The following is a 16,544-nucleotide window of genomic DNA, read 5'->3' as shown; positions in this document are numbered from 1 at the left end:
TGGAGCCAGAGTCTAGGGATTTCGCGTCGAATCGGGCCTGATGGGGGCAGACGTTGCGTTTGGCACCGGAGCCGGGGCAGCAGCCGAGTCGCGAACGGAAGCGGTGGGACGCTCCAGCACCATGGGGGCCGGGTTAGTGGGCACCACCCGAATGGTTTCGGGCACTGCTTCGGTTTGCGGCAGGGGCTCGGCCTGGGGCCCTACCTCTATGGTAGCGGCTACCGAATCGGCGGCGGTCTGGCTGGTGCTGGTGAGGCGCTCGGAGGGCGGGCGGTTCATAGACAGGTACACCACCAGGGCCAGCAGCGCCAGCAAGCCGCCAATGGACAAGATGAGCGCCAGCGGGCTGCGGGCCGCCGGGGAGGCCGACTCCGGAAACTCGCTCGTAACCCAGCCGGCATCTGCATCGGGCGCAGGAGCGGCGGGCGGCACGGCAAAGCTTCTCGGCGGTACCTCGTTGCTCAGCTCCTCCCCTGCCCAGGGCGGGCCTACCGGCGGGGCAGCGCTGCCGCTCGGGGTGAAGTGCTGGGGCACGTCTTCTACCACGGGATGCTGCTCGCTGAAGGGCGACGCGGGTGTGAAAACGGGCGGCGGGGCTGAAACAGCGGGTGGCACGGGTGCTGCCGGAACAATGGGCTCGGGCGTACTAAACGGGGCCGCCGGGGCGGGCTCGGCGGCGGCGGGGCCGGGGGAGTGGGCGGGTCCGTGAATAGCAGTCGCTGCTTCAGGGCCTCAAACTCAGTGGGCGTGAGGGCGCCCGCATCCAGCATTTCCTTGAGCTGGCGCAGGGTTTCGAGGGGCGACGTGGGGTTGTCCATGACCTGAGTACGGCCGGCGGCGGGGCTAGTTTTTGCGGTCGAGCGTGGAGAGCTGGTCGCGGCGGCGCTGCAGGAGCACCCGGCTTTGCTCCAGCAGCAGCCCGTTCGATATCAGCGAAACCGAGTCGGAACGTGACTGAATGAGGTTTTCGGCGTTTTTCTTCTTCAAGTCTTCGATGCGTGACAGGTTGGAGGCGGTGTTGCTGCGCAGGTAGTTTCGGTTCTTTTCGAGCTTGTCTTTTTCTTTCTCGGCGGTTTTGAGCTTTTTTTCAGCCTCGGTTACCTGGTCGCGGTAGGCCTTGAGGCGGGCGGCGCTGGCAAAGCTCTGCGCAATGGTGCGCAGGGCGTTGTATTCGGTGGCGGTTTTGTCGGGGTCGAAAAACGTATTGTCATCAAACCCACCGAACAACGCCACTTCGGTAATGGTATCGGCGGGCGCTACCACGCTGGCGTAGATGTCCACGAGCTTGCCCGACACAGTGCTGGCCGGGGTTTGGCGGGCCACCAGCACGTCGCTCTTGCCAAGGCCCAGCACCCCGCCGCCCTTAAATTTGATGTTGTAGCTGCTTTTCATCCAGCTTTGCAGGAAGTCGCGCACGTCGGAGGCCTTGCCGTCTACCTGCACTTTCACCGCCGGGCGCGGGCCTTTATTGTAGCTCACTTCGCTGGCGCGCACGTCGTAGAGCTGGGCCGTGGCCGGGGCCGCCGCCAGAAAACCCGTGAGGGCGAGCAGCAGGACAACTAGTTTTTGCATCACAAATGGGGAAATAGATTGGCCTTAACGTAACTCGTGGCGGTCGAAAGCGGCCTGCAAATCGGCGCGCATGGCCTGAAAACGCTCAATGGCACCGGCCAGAAACTCCTCGTCCAGCAGTTCACGCACTTCGGCGTCGGTGCCGGTGAGCAGGTCGAGCTCGGCCACTTTGTAGGTCTGCTCCAGGTTGCCCTGCTCCAGCTTCAGCAGGAACTTGCCGTTCCAGGCCAGAAGCGTGATTTTGACTGCGGGATGGGGAATATCGGCAACGTGGCGCATAAGAGAGCAGAATAGGCCGGAGCCGGCACGAAAGTAGGCGGCACCGCACGGGAAGCCCGGCTGCCCGCCAGAGCAGGGCAAAAGTACGAGGCACCAACGCCCGTCCCGGCTATCGTTTCCCCAAAAGGCTCCAATTCCCCGCACCAACCAGGTGCTTATGATGATGCCGCGCGTGTTGGCTACGCGGCGTAGGGACTGGGAAAAGCACGGGCCCGCCACCCCCAAAGGCAGGGCCAATACTTGAACGAATGGGTCAACTCGAATTATTAATTTGATAATGACTCAATTCTTTTCAAATCGATTGTCGAAACCACCGCAAAGAGGGTCAATTAGCTCAGCTATTCGGGCCTTAATAAGCCAAAAAAGGCCTTTTTGTGGATTTTTGAACGACTAAAAAAAACCTAAAACAAGGACGACTTACATAATATATTCAATGAAATTGATGTTGAAAAATGAAGAAATCGCGCTAATATTTTTATGGAAACGAACTTATGTAGCAACATTATTAAAAATTTGGCAATCTGTTTTTACAGTCCTTCCGTAGGTTTCGTCATCATTTCTCACTCTTTATAAAAACAAGCTTTTTTAAACGATGAAGAAAACCCTACTACTGATGTTGCTCTCCGCGAGCAGCGCGGTGACGCTCCAAGCGCAGGCCCTCCTCGACCCTCAACTGCAAGCAGCCATGGTGGGCGGCGCCGAGTTACGGCAGGTGATTGTTACGTTCAAGGGAGCAGGCGCGCCATCGGCCGCAGCCCTGCAAACCCTCAGCGGCCTCGGCATTATTAATGGCCGGACGCTGCGCGAGTTGCCCATTGCCGGCGTGCTTGCCACCGATGCCCAGATTGCCCAGCTGGCTGCTTCCCCCAACGTGCTGTCGCTGTACCTCAACCGCTCGCTGAGCCTAGAGAACGAAGGCGCCACGCACCTCACTGGCGCCCGGCGCGTGCGGAACGAGAGCAGCTTTACGCAGCGCAACGGCGGCCTGCCAGTAGCCGGCACCGGCATTGGCCTGGTAGTGAACGATAGCGGCGTGGACGGCACGCACCCCGACCTGAAGCTAGGCGCCAATCTGAAGCAGAACGTGCTGGGTACCAGCAACCTCAACGCACAGAACGGCATGCTGCCCGTTACCTACCTCGAAGACATTGCTAATACCGACCAGAGCGGTGGCCACGGCACGCACGTGGCCGGCATTGCCGGTGCCACCGGCGCAGCCTCCAACGGCCAGCATGCCGGCGTGGCACCCGGTGCCAGCATCGTGGGCTACGGCACCGGTGCCGGCCTGTTCATACTCGATGTTATCGGCGCGTTCGACTACGCCTTGGTGAACCAGTTCCGCTACAATATCCGGGTTATCACCAACTCCTTCGGTACCACCAGCGACATCGGTACCAACGTAGACCCAGCTGACCCCATCACCGTGGCCACCAAGCGTTGCGTAGACCGCAACATCGTGGTGGTGTTCTCGGCCGGCAACTCCGGTTCGGGCTCGGGCACCATCACCGGCAAATACAAAAAAGCACCCTGGGTAATTGCCGTGGCTAACTCCGACAAGGCCGGTGTACTGGCTCCGTCGTCGTCACGCGGCCGCAAGGGCGTGGGCGGAACGTTCTCAGTGGACGGCGAAAACTTCACCTGGCGCGATGAGCCCACGGTAACGGCTCCCGGCACGGATATTATTTCGACCCGGACCGCCTCGCCCGTAGGTGTACTCAGCACTCAGAAGGACGTAGCCGTCCTTCCTGCTGGCCAGCTCCCTTTCTACACCCACCTCACCGGCACCTCCATGGCCGCGCCCCACGTGGCCGGCATTGTGGCCCTGATGCTGGACGCCAACCCCGCGCTGAATCCTTACCAGGTGAAAGCCATTCTGGAAGAAACCGCTACTAACCTACCCAACCGCGAGTCGTGGGAAGTGGGCCGTGGCATGGTAAACGCTTACGCCGCTGTGGACCGCGCCTTCCGCGCCGCCCCCGGCTACGGTGCCTTCTCCAACGCCACCCGTGCCTTTGTGAGCAGCGTGAACACGAGCAGCGCCAAGAGCACCTTTAGCATTGAATACGACCCGACCACCACTGCTACCAACGCCCGTACTTTTGCCGTGAGCAGCGGCACGACATCGATGGAAGTGAGCTGCAAGGTGAGCGGCGTGCTGGGCGAAACCGGCAACCCGGTTAACCTGGTATTGGTATCGCCCACGGGCAAACGTTTCGCTTCCGGCGTCTCGGTGCTGTTTGCCACCAGCCCCGGCCGCGCCGTGGCCGTGGTATCGCCTGAGGCCGGCACCTGGACGGTGCGCCTCGAAGGCCTGCAGGGTGCTGCCTTCCCAGAAAGCGTTACGGGTAACATCTCGCTGAACCAGGCCACCGGCACCACCGGCCTGAACGACGCCGTAGGCCATCCGGCCGAAGGCTCCATCAAACTGGCCGTGAGCAAGCGCCTGATGGACGGCCTGGCTTCCGGTTTTGCCCCCGATGCCAACCTTACCCGCATTCAGCTGGCCGATTACCTGATGATGGGCCAGGCCATTCGCCAGTTCATGCCCCTCGACGGCTCGGGGAGCTTCAGCGACGTAAGCAGCAGCCAGCGGTTGTTGGCCGAGTCGGTGATTTCTAAGGGCGCTGCCCTGCGCGACCAGACCCAAACCAAGAACGGCGTGATGACGGCAACTGCTCCCGGCGTGTTCTCGCCTGATGCCGCTGTGCAGCGGGCCAGCCTGGCCTACTCGCTGGTGCAAAGCCTGGGCCTGCAAAACAACGCCCTGAAAGCCACTGCACCGGTAACGGTGCTGGTGAGCGGCCAGCGCATTGCGATAGACGACGCGGCCCAGATTCCAGCCGGCCTGGCTGGCTACGTGCAGGTGGCACTCGACATGAACATCATGAACGCCTTCTTCAGCCTCACGCAGGGCCCGAACGACTTGCAGCCCGTGCTGCACGCCACGTTCAATCCAGCGCAGGTAGTGAAGCGCGCCGACTTCGCCGTGCTCGTGACCCGCACCCACGACCAGTGGAACATGCCCGCCGTGCAAGTTGCTCGTGGCAGTGCTGCTACTAGCGCCGCGCAATCGGCTAAAGTAATTGAGGCTGCTCCGAACCCCTTCCAGAACCAAACGGTACTCACCTACATCCTGGCCGAAACCGGTGCTGTACGTCTGGACGTTTACAACCTGCTGGGCCAGCGCGTGAAGACGTTGCGCAACGAGGTGCAAACCGCTGGTGTGCATAAGCAATTGTTCGACGGCACGCAGCTCGCGGCCGGCACGTACATCTACAAGCTCACCACAGGCAGCAAATCCAACAGCGGCCGGGTGGTTCTAACCCACTAATCCCCCCGTTACCTTTTCCAAAAAAGCCCGCTCAATTCGTTGAGCGGGCTTTTTTGTTTCCTACTCCGACGCCGCTGTCACCCTTTCAATCGCTCAGGTTCAGGCCTTATACTAAAGCTGTATGGGCCGATATGCCTGTAAGCAGGCATTAGCTTATTGCATAACTATTTAGGGGCTCGTGTAGCAGCAATCGTCTTCGGAGTAAGACGTCATACTTCGACTGCGCTCAGCATGACGGCCTTTTAGCTACGGTTGCTTTATAATTCATTACTTCGCTAGCACCTCGGCCACTTTGCTGATGTCGCCGCTCACCTTTTGCAGGAAAACCAGCTGCTGCAGCACCAGCTTGTCTTCCGGGGTCGGGGTGGCCTCGGGCGCGGTGGGGCTGCGTTCCGGCAGAGGCGCCACGGCCGGGGCACCGGGCACCAGCAGCACCAGGCTTTTGTGCAAGGCGGCCAGGGCACTGGTGAGGGCGCGGCGGCTCTCGGGCAGGAAGGGCGGCACGGCAGGGGCCGCTTCGCGAAGCGTGGCGGTGAGGGCGGCCACGTTAGAGTACAGAATGTGGTTGAGGACCACAAACTCGTGAGTGTCGGTGGGGTGATGCTGCTTGCTGCGCGGCTCGTTGAGCATGCGCTGGAACGCGGCCGCGAGGTTGGCGCCGCTTACGTACACGTTTTTGCGCAACAGGCGGTACTCGTTGGGCGGCAGGGGCTGGCCGGCCAGGCGGTTGGCCAACTGGTGCAGGTAGGCCAGGTTGGCCCGCAGGGCCGCGGCCATAAAATCGGTGAGCTTCTCCGACTCCCAGCTGGGAAACAGGAAGTACCCGGCCGAAAACGCAATGGCACAGCCGATGAGGGTATCAGTGATTCGCTCTTCGACCACGCCAATGTAATTCAGGCCCAGAAAGCTGAATAGAATCAGCAAAAAGGCCGTCAGAAATACCACCGTCACCACGTACTTTGTGCGCTGGAAGCTGTACGCCACCACCATAAACACCACCAGCACGCCGAACTGCGCCTCGGTCCAGGGCACCAGCCAAAGCACCACGCCCCCCAGCACCCCGCCGGCCAGCGTGCCCACAATGCGCTCGGTGTTGCGCTGCCGCGTGAGGCTGAAACCGGGCTTGAGCATGATGGCCACCGTCATCAGAATCCAGTAGTTGTGCTCGCCGCGCCAGAGCCACTGCCCCGCGCCATACGCCACCAGGCAGGCCAGCATCATGCGCACCGAGTGCCGGAACACCGCCGATTTCGGCGTAAAGTTTTCGCGCAGGGCTTTTGGGTCGAGGTGCTGCGGGGCGATGAACCGGGTATGCTCGGCGGCGCGGCCGGGCGCGGGGGCGGCTTCGTCGATGCCCTCGTCGAAGTAGCGCCGGATGTTGCCCACGCGCCGGATGATGTCGCGCAGATTGACTATTATTTTTTTCAGGACCAGCGTGCTGCCCTCAATGCTGGCGTCGGTGTCCAGGGCCGCCAGGCGGGTTTGCAGCAGGCTGAGCTCGGCGTCCAGGTCGGGGCCGGGGGCGTCGTAGGGGCGGTTGGCCTGAATGGCGATGCCGAGGTGGTCGAGCTCGGTGGCCACGTGCCGAATGAGCGTGGCCACGGCCGGCAGCGCCCCGGTCTGGCCAAAGCCGGCCCGTACGGTGGCGTAGTCGTAGTACGTGGCCGTGATGCGCTCGTACAAATCCACGGTGGCCACGAAGGTGAGCACCAGGCGGCGGCCGATGCTGGTGCTTTCGTTCACAATCTGGCGGGTGCGAAACAGCAGGTCGCGCGCGGCTTCCTGCTTTTCATTCACCACCACCTGCTGGGCCACCAACTGCCGGTAGTTGTCGTCGAGGGCCGTGGTGGGGTCGTAGAAACGGGCTTTCAGGGCCAGGAAGCGCGCCAGGGCGTGCACGCACTCGCCCAGGGCCTGCTGGGCCGGCCGGTAGGGGCGCACGCGGTGCACCAGCAGCGCCAGCCCGGCGTACCAGAGCGCCCCCGCCACCAGCAGCCCGGTGTGCGGGAGCAGCTGGTTGAACGACGGCGGCCGGGCCAGCAGCAAAATCATGTTGAGCAGGCCCGCCGTGCCCACGGCGGCCGCCCGGGCACCCCATACCAGAAACATGGTGAACAGAAAGGCGAACCCGCCCACCACCAGGCCCAGCAGCCAGACGTTGGCGGCGGCCAAGCCGGTGGCCAAGGTGGTGACGACTACCAGGGCCAGCGTGGCCAGCATGCCGTTGCGCCGGTGGCGCGCCGGGCCGGGCGTATCGGTCACGCTCACGCACAAGGCCCCGGTGGACATAATCAAGCCCCATTCAAATTGCCCCAGTTGGGACAACACCAGCGTGGGCACCAGAATGGCCAGCGTGGTGCGCAATCCGTCCGAGAAATTCTGGCCGAAAAAGAAATACTGCAGATTGCGCGTTCGGGTGTTCATGCTACGCAAAGAAACGAGCAGAACCGGGCCAGGGATGCCCGCAGTTCCGGATGGTGCAATATTCCAGTGGGCCTGCCCACTGCCGGCGCCTGGGCACCGTGGCCTAAAACAGTACGTCGTCAATCGGCTCAATCTTCGCGGGCAGGCGGGTTTCGGCCAGCAGCTCGCGCAGGTCGATTTCAATGCTGCGGCAGATGGCCGTCATGGGCACGTCGTTCATCTGGTTTTCGAAGGGGTTTTCGCTGATGTGGCCCACCGTCTCAATGGTGTTGAACACGCCCGACACCAGCACCGCAAACGGCACCATGAGCCAGATGTGGTTGGGTCCCAGCTTGGAAAACTCCCCCACCAGGCCCAGGGGTAGCACCAGGGCAAAAATCCAGACAAACAGGAAACTAAAAAACGCGTACTGCCGCGGAAACGGCGTGTTCTTGATGCGCTCGCAGCCGCCCTGCGCGTTAAACATATCCTGGATGGTGTCCATCATGGCCACGTGGCGGAACTCGGTGAGCAGGCCGCGCTGGTGCAACTGGCGCAGCTCGTCGCTCTGCTGGCGGAGCAGGTGGGTGGGCGGGTTGCTCATACGGCGCACGTCGGCGTCCTCGTTGGGGTCGAGGAAGGGGGCCACGTCGGTGTCCCAGAGCTCGGCGGTTTGGCGGCGCAGGTGCAGGCGCAGGGCGTTCACCCAAGCTATCTGGCGGTAGAGCAGGCGGTGGTGCAGGTCGCGGAGGTCTTCGTAGTCGGGCAGGCGGTCGCCGGCCATGGGCTCCACGAAGTGAAACACCCGAATGGACCAGATTCGGCTCACGTTCACGATGGTGCCCCACAGCTGGCGCCCCTCCCAGAATCGGTCGTAGCTGCCGTTGCTCTTGAAGCCGATGTAGAACGCCACCGCCGTGCCCAGCGTGGCCACGCCGCCCCAGGGAATGTCAATCCAGTGCACGTGCCAGAATTCATACGCCAGGCAAACGAGGGAGTCGTAGATGGTAAACAGCAGCAAGCTGCGCCACGACAGGGCCCAGACAACGCCAAAGCGCAGATTTTTCCGAACGTACATAGGGCGTTAATTATCAGTTAAGGGTTAGCAGTTATCAGTGACCTTACGCAGTGCGCCCGTCAACCTCACCCCCTAGCCCCCTCTCCTTACGAGAGGGGGAACTAACTTTTAGTCTTAATCTCTATAAATCATATCTTTAAAATTAAAACTAGTTCCCCCTCTCCTAAGGAGAGGGGGCTAGGGGGTGAGGTTGACGGGCGCGGTGCATCAGGTCAGTTACTTACCGCCGCGATGCATTTCAACTCGATGGCAATGGGCGTGGGCAGGCAGTTGATTTCGAGCGTGGTGCGGCAGGGCTGCGCCGTGGAAAAATACTCGGCATAGAGGCGGTTGTACACCGGGAAGTCGTCCTTCATGTTGGTCAGAAATACGGTCACGTCCACCAAATCGTCCCACTGCGCCCCGGCTTCTTCCAGGATGTAGCGCACGTTCTGAAACACGGCGCGGCACTGGCTTTCAAAATCGTACTTCAGGATGTTGCCGTCTTCGTCGAGCTCGACGCCGGGAATGGCTTTTTGGCCGCGCTGGCGCGGGCCCACGCCGGACAGAAACAATAAGTTGCCCACGCGGCGCGTGTAGGGGTAGGCGCCCACGGGCTCGGGGGCACGGGATGGTTGCTCGGTCATGCAAAAAACAGCAGGCGATGAAAGTAAATGGCTCCAAAGAACGTCAGCCTGCTCGACACCGCTGGTCCTGGCAAGGTTTTTAGGGCGCTGCGTTGCGGCCACCGTTCTTTTCGGGTTGCCGTACTTTGTAAAAAGGGTCCTACTTATTCCCATAACATACGATACGCTATGCTTTTCCGTGTACCCAAACCACTAGTAGTCCCGCTTGCCGGGTTGTTGCTCCTCTCTTTTGGCGCCCAGGCGCAGAAGCGGAAGATGCCCCCCAAGCCGTCGGCCACCGAGGTGTATGACTCCGTGGCGCAGCCCGCCGTGCCCCTGGGCGGCACCGAGAGGTACGCGCAGTTCCTGGCCGCCAACCAGCGCTACCCCGCCGGGGCCATGCAAAAAGGCATTCAGGGCACGGTGAAAGTGAGTTTCATTGTGGAGAAAACCGGCACCGTGAACGAGGTGAAAGTGGATGCGCCGGTTTCGCCGGAGCTGGACGCCGAAGCCATTCGCCTCATCAAGAGCGGCCCGAAGTGGACGCCCGCCAAGCACCGCAACCAGGTAGTGCGCCAGCGCATCTACGTGCCGGTGTCGTTCGTGATGTCGCCGGGCAGCGAGGTAGTGACCACGGGCGCCAAGGAGCGGCCCATCACCACCTCCGCGGCCGACATTGCAGCGTCGGCCAACCCCAACCGGCCCGCCGTGGTGGCCCCCGACCACCCCACCCGGCCCGTGGGTGGCACTGCCGCCTTCTTCGAATGGATTGAAAAAAACCAGAAGTACCCGCTGCTGGCCCGTCAGCGCAAGATTCAGGGCAAAGTTCTGGTCGAATTCGTGGTGCAGACTGATGGCAGCCTGACCGATGCGCGCGTGGTGAAAAAGATGGGTTCCGGCCTCGACGAAGAAGCCCTGCGCCTGATAAAAGCGGCCCCCAAGTGGGAACCCGCCTCGTATCAGGGCAAGCCCTTAAAGCAAAAGATGATATTGCCGGTTCTGTTCCAGTTGTAGCCCCGCTCGTGCGGCCGCACGGCTCCACCCTTCCTTGCTTCGGCTGAGCAGGGCGTCTTCGATTTGCTGCTTGTTTTTCCGTCATCATGCCTGCCCCCGCCCCTGCTCCCGTTCTCCTCTGGCCCCATCAGGAGCGTTACCGCAAGGCCGCCCAGGCACTGGCCACCGACCTGTTTACGGGCCTGGATGAAGACCTGAACCCCTTTGTGGTGCTGCTGGCCCTGCCCAGCGACCCCGCCCAACCCGCCCGCTGCCTGGAGCCGGCCGACTGTGGGCTGGACTCCGGTGCATTTTCAGGCGTAGTGGCCCGCGGCCGCTTCATCCAAAACGCGCGGCCCTGGCCCTACCCCGAGCGCGAGGACGTGAGCCCGGCCATGCTTCGGCGCAAGCACGAGGGCCTGGGCGTGCGCGATGCCGTGCAGGAAACCCTCGACGCCCTCGATGAGCACGAAAGCCACCAGCACTTTGCGGGCTACCCCATCGAAATAAGAGGGCATTTTGTGGTGACGGTGCTGCGCCTGCAGCGCAAGCCGCTGCGCGCCTACCCGTCGCTCCGCCCCCACCGCTTTTATACCGACGGCCGGCCGCTGGCGCCGTCGCTGCTCGTGGCGGCCATGTACCGCTTCAACGAAGAAAGCGTGAAGGCCCTGACCGAGCCCGAGCCCGGCGCGGGCTTCATTGTGCGTCCCCGCGAAAGCGAGGAACTGCTGCGGGCCGCCGGCAAAACCCTGCTCGACACCCCCGCCCAGGCCCTGGGCCTCGACCCCTCCACCACCAAGCTCTTTGCCACCTGCAACACCATCAGCAGCCTGCGCTACGAGGGCGCCGAGGGCGTGGGCAAGCTGCTGCTGGCCCGCCGCGGCCACCCCAACATCGAAGAAGTATTTGCCCTGACCTGCCCCACGGAACTGACCGACTACCGGGCCGTGCGCAAGCTGCTGGAGATGGCCACGCCCGACGTGCACCTGCTCGCCAACGGCGAAAACGTGTACGCCCTGGGCCGACAAGTGGGCAAGTACGACGCCGTGCGCGAGGACCTGTTCATCATCAATTTTGTGACGCACTACTCCTGGGAGCTGCAGCACGACACCCACGTGCTGCTGCGCTCCCACTATGGCCTGCCCGGACTGGCGCGCAACCGCCTTAGCCGCACCGCTTTTCGCCGGGCGCTTAAGCGCACCTTTGCTCTCACCGACCCGCCCAAAGTGGAGCGCCTCTGGGAGGTAGTGCTCGAAGCCAGCCGCCAGAAGCACGGCACGCTGCTGGTCATCACCACCGAGGCCCTGGCCGAGGCCGACCGCCTCAAGCTGCAGTGCACCCTGGTAGAGCCTGTGCCGCTCACCCCGCTCATCACGCGCCTCGTTACCAGCATCGACGGCGCGGTTTTGCTCGACCCCGAAGGGTATTGCTACTCCATCGGCGTCATTCTCGACGGCCGGGCCTCCGGGCGCGGCGACAGCACCCGCGGGGCCCGCTACAACTCGGCCCTACGCTACGTGGAAAGCTCCGACTATCCCTGCTTGGCCGTGGTGGTGAGCGAAGATGGATTGACGGACATCATCACGTCCGCACAGGAGGAGTAACCCGCGTACCCCATGGGGGCTGGGTATGGAATTGTGGTTTTTATGGGCGTCATTTGGAGGCAGTTCCGCGCAGGCGGGGCTGCTTTCTTTTTTTGACGCTTTGTTTTCTCCTCATGGCTACTATTCGACCCTTGCTGTTCCTACTGTGGGGCTGGCTGCTGCTACCCGCGGTGGGGCAGGCCCAGTCGCGCTACCCCACCCCGGTAGAGGGCGACTTCAGCTTGCCGCAGTTTCGGTTTGAGAGCGGCGAGACGCTGCCGGCCCTCAACCTGCATTACACCACCGTGGGCCAGCCCCGCAAGGACAAAGCGGGCAAAGTGGTGAACGCAGTACTCATCATGCACGGCACCACGGGCAGCGGGCAGGCTTTTCTGAGCGAGCTGTTTGCCAGCCGCCTCTTCGGGCCCGGGCAGCTGCTCGACGCGGCTAAGTACTACCTCATCCTGCCCGATGCCATCGGCCACGGCAAGTCGAGCAAGCCCAGCAACGGCCTGCGCATGCAATTCCCGAAATACACGTACGACGACATGGTGGTGGCCAACTACCGCCTGCTCACCGAAAAGCTGAACGTGGCCCACGCCCGCCTGGTGATGGGCACTTCCATGGGCGGCATGGAAACCTGGATGTGGGGCTACAAATACCCCGATTTCATGGACGCCCTGATGCCGCTGGCCAGCCTGCCGGTGGAAATAGCCGGCCGCAACCGCATGTTGCGCAAAATGGCCATCGACCTGATAAAGATGGACCCCGCCTGGCAGGGCGCGCCTACACCACCCAGCCCCAGACCGGCCTCACAGGCGCCATCTCCTCGCTGCTGTTCATGACCAGCAGCCCCAAGCAGATGCAGAAGCAGGCCCCCACCCGCGAGCTGGCCGAAGCCGCTTTGGCCAAGACCCAGGCCCGCTTTCTGGGCTCGCTCGATGCCAACGACTTCATTTACCAGTTCGACGCCTCCCGCACCTACAATCCTGCCCCGTACCTGGCCGCCATCAAGGCGCCCCTGCTCGCCATCAATTCGGCCGACGACCAGGTGAACCCGCCCGAGCTGGGCATTATGGAAACCGAAATTAAAAAGGTGCCGAAGGGCCGCTACATCCTGCTGCCCATCACGGACCTTACCACCGGCCACGGCACCCACTCCAACCCCGCCATTTGGGGCGAGTACCTGCTGGAATTCCTGGCGCGGACGGAGATTAAGTGAGCGGCTATTTTACCCAATAAAAATCATTTGGAACGTCATGCTGAGCTTGCCGAAGCATCTCTACCACTTCGTTGAATCAGCATTGATTACTACTGCGGTAGAGATGCTTCGGCAGGCTCAGCATGACGTTTTTTTTTAATTGTTCTTTTTTGTCCATTCCTATGCCTCACTCCTACACCTCCCTCAAAACCGGCTTCCTTGCGCTGCTTCTGGTGCTCACTGTGGCATCGGGCAGCTTCGGGCAATCGAAAACCAAGAGCAAGAGCAAACCGGCCAAAGGCACCGTGGCCGTGTTTGATTCGGCGCTATACAACGGGCTGACGTGGCGCTCCATTGGGCCGTACCGGGGCGGGCGCTCCTGCACCGTAACGGGCGTGCCCGGCCAGCCCAACCTCTACTACATGGGGGCCACGGGCGGCGGCGTGTGGCGCACCAAAGATGGCGGCGGCACCTGGGAAAACATCTCGGACAAGTACTTCGGCGGCTCCATTGGGGCGGTGGCCGTGAGCGAGGCCGACCCCAACGTGCTCTACGTGGGCCAGGGCGAAAAAACGGTGCGCGGCAACGTGTCGTCGGGCTTCGGGGTGTGGAAATCAACCGATGCCGGCAAGAGCTGGCAGAACGTGGGCCTGAAGGATTCGCGCCACATCGGGCGCATCCGCATTCACCCCAAAAACCCGGACCTGGTGTACGTAGCCGCCATGGGCGACCTCTACCAGCCCAGCGAAATGCGCGGCGTGTACCGCAGCAAGGACGGCGGCAAGAACTGGGAACGGGTGCTGTTTGCCAATAAAGACGCCGGGGCCGTGGACCTGACCTTTGACCCCACCAACCCGCGCATCCTCTTTGCCACCACCTGGAATGTGCGCCGTACGCCCTACGGCTTCTCGTCGGGCGGGCCGGGCTCGGGGCTGTGGAAAAGCAGCGACGGCGGTGATACCTGGCAGGACATTTCCCGCCGCGAAGGCCTGCCCAAGGGCACACTGGGCATTGGGGCGGTCACGGTTTCGCCCGTGAACTCCAACCGGATGTGGGTGCTGCTGGAAGCCGAAAACGGCGGCGTGTTCCGCTCCGACGACGGCGGCCTGACCTTCAAAAAAACCAACGAAGACCGCAGCCTGCGCCAGCGGGCCTGGTACTACACCCGCATCTACGCCGACCCCAAGGACGAGGACGTGGTGTACGTGATGAACGTGTCGTACCACAAAAGCAAGGATGGCGGCACCACCTTTGAGTCCCGCAACGCCCCGCACGGCGACCACCACGACCTGTGGATTGCGCCCGAGAACACCAGCCGCATGATTATTGCCGACGACGGCGGCGCCCAAATCAGTAGCGACGGCGGCCTGAACTGGACTACCTATTTCAACCAGCCTACCGCCCAGTTCTACCGCGTGGTGACCGACAACCACTTCCCCTACCGCATCTATGGTGCGCAGCAGGACAATTCCACCGTGCGCATCCTGCACCGCAGCAGCGGCAATACTATTGGCGAGCGGGACTGGGAAACCACGGCCGGCTCGGAAAGCGCCCACCTGGCCGTGGACCCCACCAATCCCGACATTGTGTACGGCGGCAGCTACGGCGGCCTGCTCACCCGCGTAGACCACAGCACCGACCAGACCCGCAGCATCAACGTGTGGCCCGACAACCCCATGGGCCACGGCGCCATCGACTCGAAGTACCGCTTCCAGTGGAACTACCCCATCCTGTTTTCGCCCCACAACCCCAAGAAGCTCTACGCCGGCTCAAACCACCTGCACGTGAGCACCAACGAAGGCCAGTCGTGGGCCACCATCAGCCCCGACCTGACCCGCAACGACCCCAAAACCCTGGGCTCGTCGGGCGGGCCGCTCACCCAGGACAACACCAGCGTGGAGTACTACGGCACCGTGTTCGCCATCACCGAGTCGCCGGTTGAGGCGGGCGTTATCTGGACGGGCTCGGACGACGGACTGGTGCAGGTGACGCGCGACGAGGGCAAAACCTGGACGAAAGTGACGCCCAAGGACCTGCCCGAGTGGAGCCAAATCAACAGCATCGAAGCCCACCCCACTGCCAAGGGCACGGCCTACATTGCCGCCACGCGCTACAAATCCGGCGATTTCCGCCCCTACCTCTACCGCACCACCGACTACGGCCGCACCTGGACGAGCATCTCGGCCGGCATTCCGGCCACGCACTTCACCCGCGTGGTGCGCGCCGACCCCAAGCGCGCCGGCCTGCTCTACGCTGGCACCGAGTACGGCATGTACACGTCGTTCAACGACGGCGCCAGCTGGCAGCCGTTTCAGCTGAACCTGCCCCAGGTGCCCATCACCGACCTCACCCTGAAAAACGACAACCTCATTGCCGCCACCCAGGGCCGCGGCTTCTGGCTGATTGACGACCTTACGCCCCTACACCAGCTCACGCCCGCCGTGGCCGCCAGCAAAGTGCACCTGTTCAAGCCCCTGGCCAGCTACCGCCTGGAGGGCGCCGGCGGCCCCACCGTGCCCAAAACGGCCGGCCAGAACCACCCCGGCGGCGTGATGCTGCACTACTACCTGGCCCAGAAACTGGACACCACCAGCACCCTGAAGCTGGAAATCCTCGACTCCAACGGCAAGCTGATTCGCGCGTTTACCAACAAGGCGAAAGCCGTTGAAAAAGACAAAAAGCCCGCGCCCGGCGCCGACAAGGATAAACTGGTTACGAAGAAGGGCCTGAACCGCTTTGTGTGGGACATGCGCTACCCCGAAGCCAGCAAGTTCGACGGAATTATCCTGTGGGGTGGCGGCACCGACGGTCCCAGGGCTACGCCCGGCACCTACCGCGCCCGCCTCACCCTGAACAAGGAAACGCCGCAGGAAACGGAGGTCGTGGTGCTCCCGGACCCGCGCGCCAAGGCCACGCCGCAGGAGCTGCAGGCCCAGTTTGCCTTCCTGCAGGAAGTGCGCGACAAGCTCACCGAAACCAACGACGCCGTACGCGACATTCGCACCATGCGCGGGCAACTCAAGGCCCTGACCACGCCCCTAAAAGCCGACGCCGCATATCGCGAAATTGTGCAGGCGGCCGATGCCATCGACAAGAAAATGACCGCCGTGGAGGAAGCCCTCTACCAAACCAAAAACCGCAGCGGCCAGGACCCCCTCAACTTCCCGATTCGGCTCAACAACAAGCTCGCCAACCTGGTGGGCCAGGCCAGCGAAGGCAACTACGCGCCCACGGACCAGCTGGTAGCCTTCAAAAAGGAAGTAACCGAACAAATCGACCAGCAGCTGGGTGCCCTGAAGCAGTTGCGCGAGCAGGACGTGCCCGCCCTCAACAAGCTCATTCGCGACAAGGCGGTGGATGCCATTTCGATGCCCAAACCTAAACCAGCGGCGGCCCCAGCCTCCCTTTAGGAGCAGCCTCAACATGCTCTAATTAAAATGGTCATGCTGAGCTTGCCGAAGCATCTCTACCGCTGTAGTAAGTCTGATTACTTACGCGG

13 protein-coding genes are annotated in these 16,544 nt (G+C 62.5%); 6 read left to right on the top strand and 7 right to left on the bottom strand.

Annotated elements, in window-relative coordinates; genetic code table 11:
* Positions 1 to 12 precede the first annotated feature (12 nt).
* Genes BEN47_RS09070 through BEN47_RS09060 form a run of 4 tightly spaced genes read right to left on the bottom strand, consistent with a single transcriptional unit; the run spans position 13 to position 1,851 of the window.
* A complete protein-coding gene (locus BEN47_RS09070; protein WP_070727415.1) occupies positions 13 to 546 on the bottom strand; it encodes a hypothetical protein in 534 nt (177 codons plus the stop codon).
* Entirely contained in the window at positions 540 to 818 is a 279-nt protein-coding gene (locus BEN47_RS20250) for an SHOCT domain-containing protein (RefSeq protein ID WP_083322270.1), read from the bottom strand. The genes BEN47_RS09070 and BEN47_RS20250 overlap by 7 nt, the downstream gene beginning before the upstream one ends.
* 25 nt (positions 819 to 843) lie before the next feature.
* Positions 844 to 1,572: a hypothetical protein gene (locus BEN47_RS09065; RefSeq protein WP_070727412.1), complete on the bottom strand. Its 729-nt coding sequence runs from the start codon at positions 1,570 to 1,572 to the stop codon at positions 844 to 846.
* A 24-nt stretch (positions 1,573 to 1,596) separates the two neighbouring features.
* Positions 1,597 to 1,851: a hypothetical protein gene (locus tag BEN47_RS09060; protein ID WP_070727410.1), complete on the bottom strand. Its 255-nt coding sequence runs from the start codon at positions 1,849 to 1,851 to the stop codon at positions 1,597 to 1,599.
* 613 nt (positions 1,852 to 2,464) lie between these two features.
* On the opposite strand from BEN47_RS09060, the gene BEN47_RS09055 reads away from it, so the two are divergent.
* Complete coding sequence (locus tag BEN47_RS09055) at positions 2,465 to 5,182, top strand: S8 family peptidase (protein WP_239691547.1); 2,718 nt, start codon at positions 2,465 to 2,467, stop codon at positions 5,180 to 5,182.
* Between the two features lie 267 nt (positions 5,183 to 5,449).
* On the opposite strand, the gene BEN47_RS09050 is transcribed toward BEN47_RS09055, so the two are convergent.
* From BEN47_RS09050 to BEN47_RS09040, 3 genes are all read right to left on the bottom strand, one after another.
* The gene (locus BEN47_RS09050; protein ID WP_070727404.1) at positions 5,450 to 7,606 is read right to left on the bottom strand and encodes an FUSC family membrane protein; all 2,157 of its coding nucleotides are present in this window, start codon (positions 7,604 to 7,606) and stop codon (positions 5,450 to 5,452) included.
* Positions 7,607 to 7,709: 103 nt separating this feature from the next.
* On the bottom strand, positions 7,710 to 8,663 hold the full coding sequence (locus BEN47_RS09045) for a bestrophin family protein (RefSeq protein ID WP_070727401.1): 954 nt from the start codon (positions 8,661 to 8,663) through the stop codon (positions 7,710 to 7,712).
* Positions 8,664 to 8,875: 212 nt separating this feature from the next.
* Entirely contained in the window at positions 8,876 to 9,289 is a 414-nt protein-coding gene (locus BEN47_RS09040; protein WP_070727397.1) for a RidA family protein, read from the bottom strand.
* A gap of 216 nt (positions 9,290 to 9,505) precedes the next feature.
* On the opposite strand from BEN47_RS09040, the gene BEN47_RS09035 reads away from it, so the two are divergent.
* The 5 genes from BEN47_RS09035 (at position 9,506) to BEN47_RS09020 (ending at position 16,455) form a co-directional block, all read left to right on the top strand.
* Positions 9,506 to 10,282, top strand: a complete 777-nt coding sequence (locus BEN47_RS09035; protein WP_204378298.1) for an energy transducer TonB — start codon at positions 9,506 to 9,508, stop codon at positions 10,280 to 10,282.
* An 86-nt stretch (positions 10,283 to 10,368) separates the two neighbouring features.
* Entirely contained in the window at positions 10,369 to 11,865 is a 1,497-nt protein-coding gene (locus BEN47_RS09030) for a DNA integrity scanning protein DisA nucleotide-binding domain protein (RefSeq protein ID WP_070727390.1), read from the top strand.
* 113 nt (positions 11,866 to 11,978) lie between these two features.
* Complete coding sequence (locus BEN47_RS09025) at positions 11,979 to 12,689, top strand: alpha/beta fold hydrolase (RefSeq protein WP_204378297.1); 711 nt, start codon at positions 11,979 to 11,981, stop codon at positions 12,687 to 12,689.
* Complete coding sequence (locus BEN47_RS21770) at positions 12,686 to 13,066, top strand: alpha/beta hydrolase family protein (RefSeq protein WP_204378296.1); 381 nt, start codon at positions 12,686 to 12,688, stop codon at positions 13,064 to 13,066. Before BEN47_RS09025 ends, BEN47_RS21770 begins: the two co-directional genes overlap by 4 nt.
* A 161-nt stretch (positions 13,067 to 13,227) precedes the next feature.
* On the top strand, positions 13,228 to 16,455 hold the full coding sequence (locus tag BEN47_RS09020) for a VPS10 domain-containing protein (protein ID WP_070727387.1): 3,228 nt from the start codon (positions 13,228 to 13,230) through the stop codon (positions 16,453 to 16,455).
* The last annotated feature ends 89 nt before the right edge of the window (positions 16,456 to 16,544 follow it).

This window comes from Hymenobacter lapidarius, assembly GCF_001816145.1.
GTDB lineage: Bacteria > Bacteroidota > Bacteroidia > Cytophagales > Hymenobacteraceae > Hymenobacter > Hymenobacter lapidarius.
Note: the sequence above shows the minus strand (reverse complement) of the source record. Positions and strands in the feature narration are given on the sequence as shown.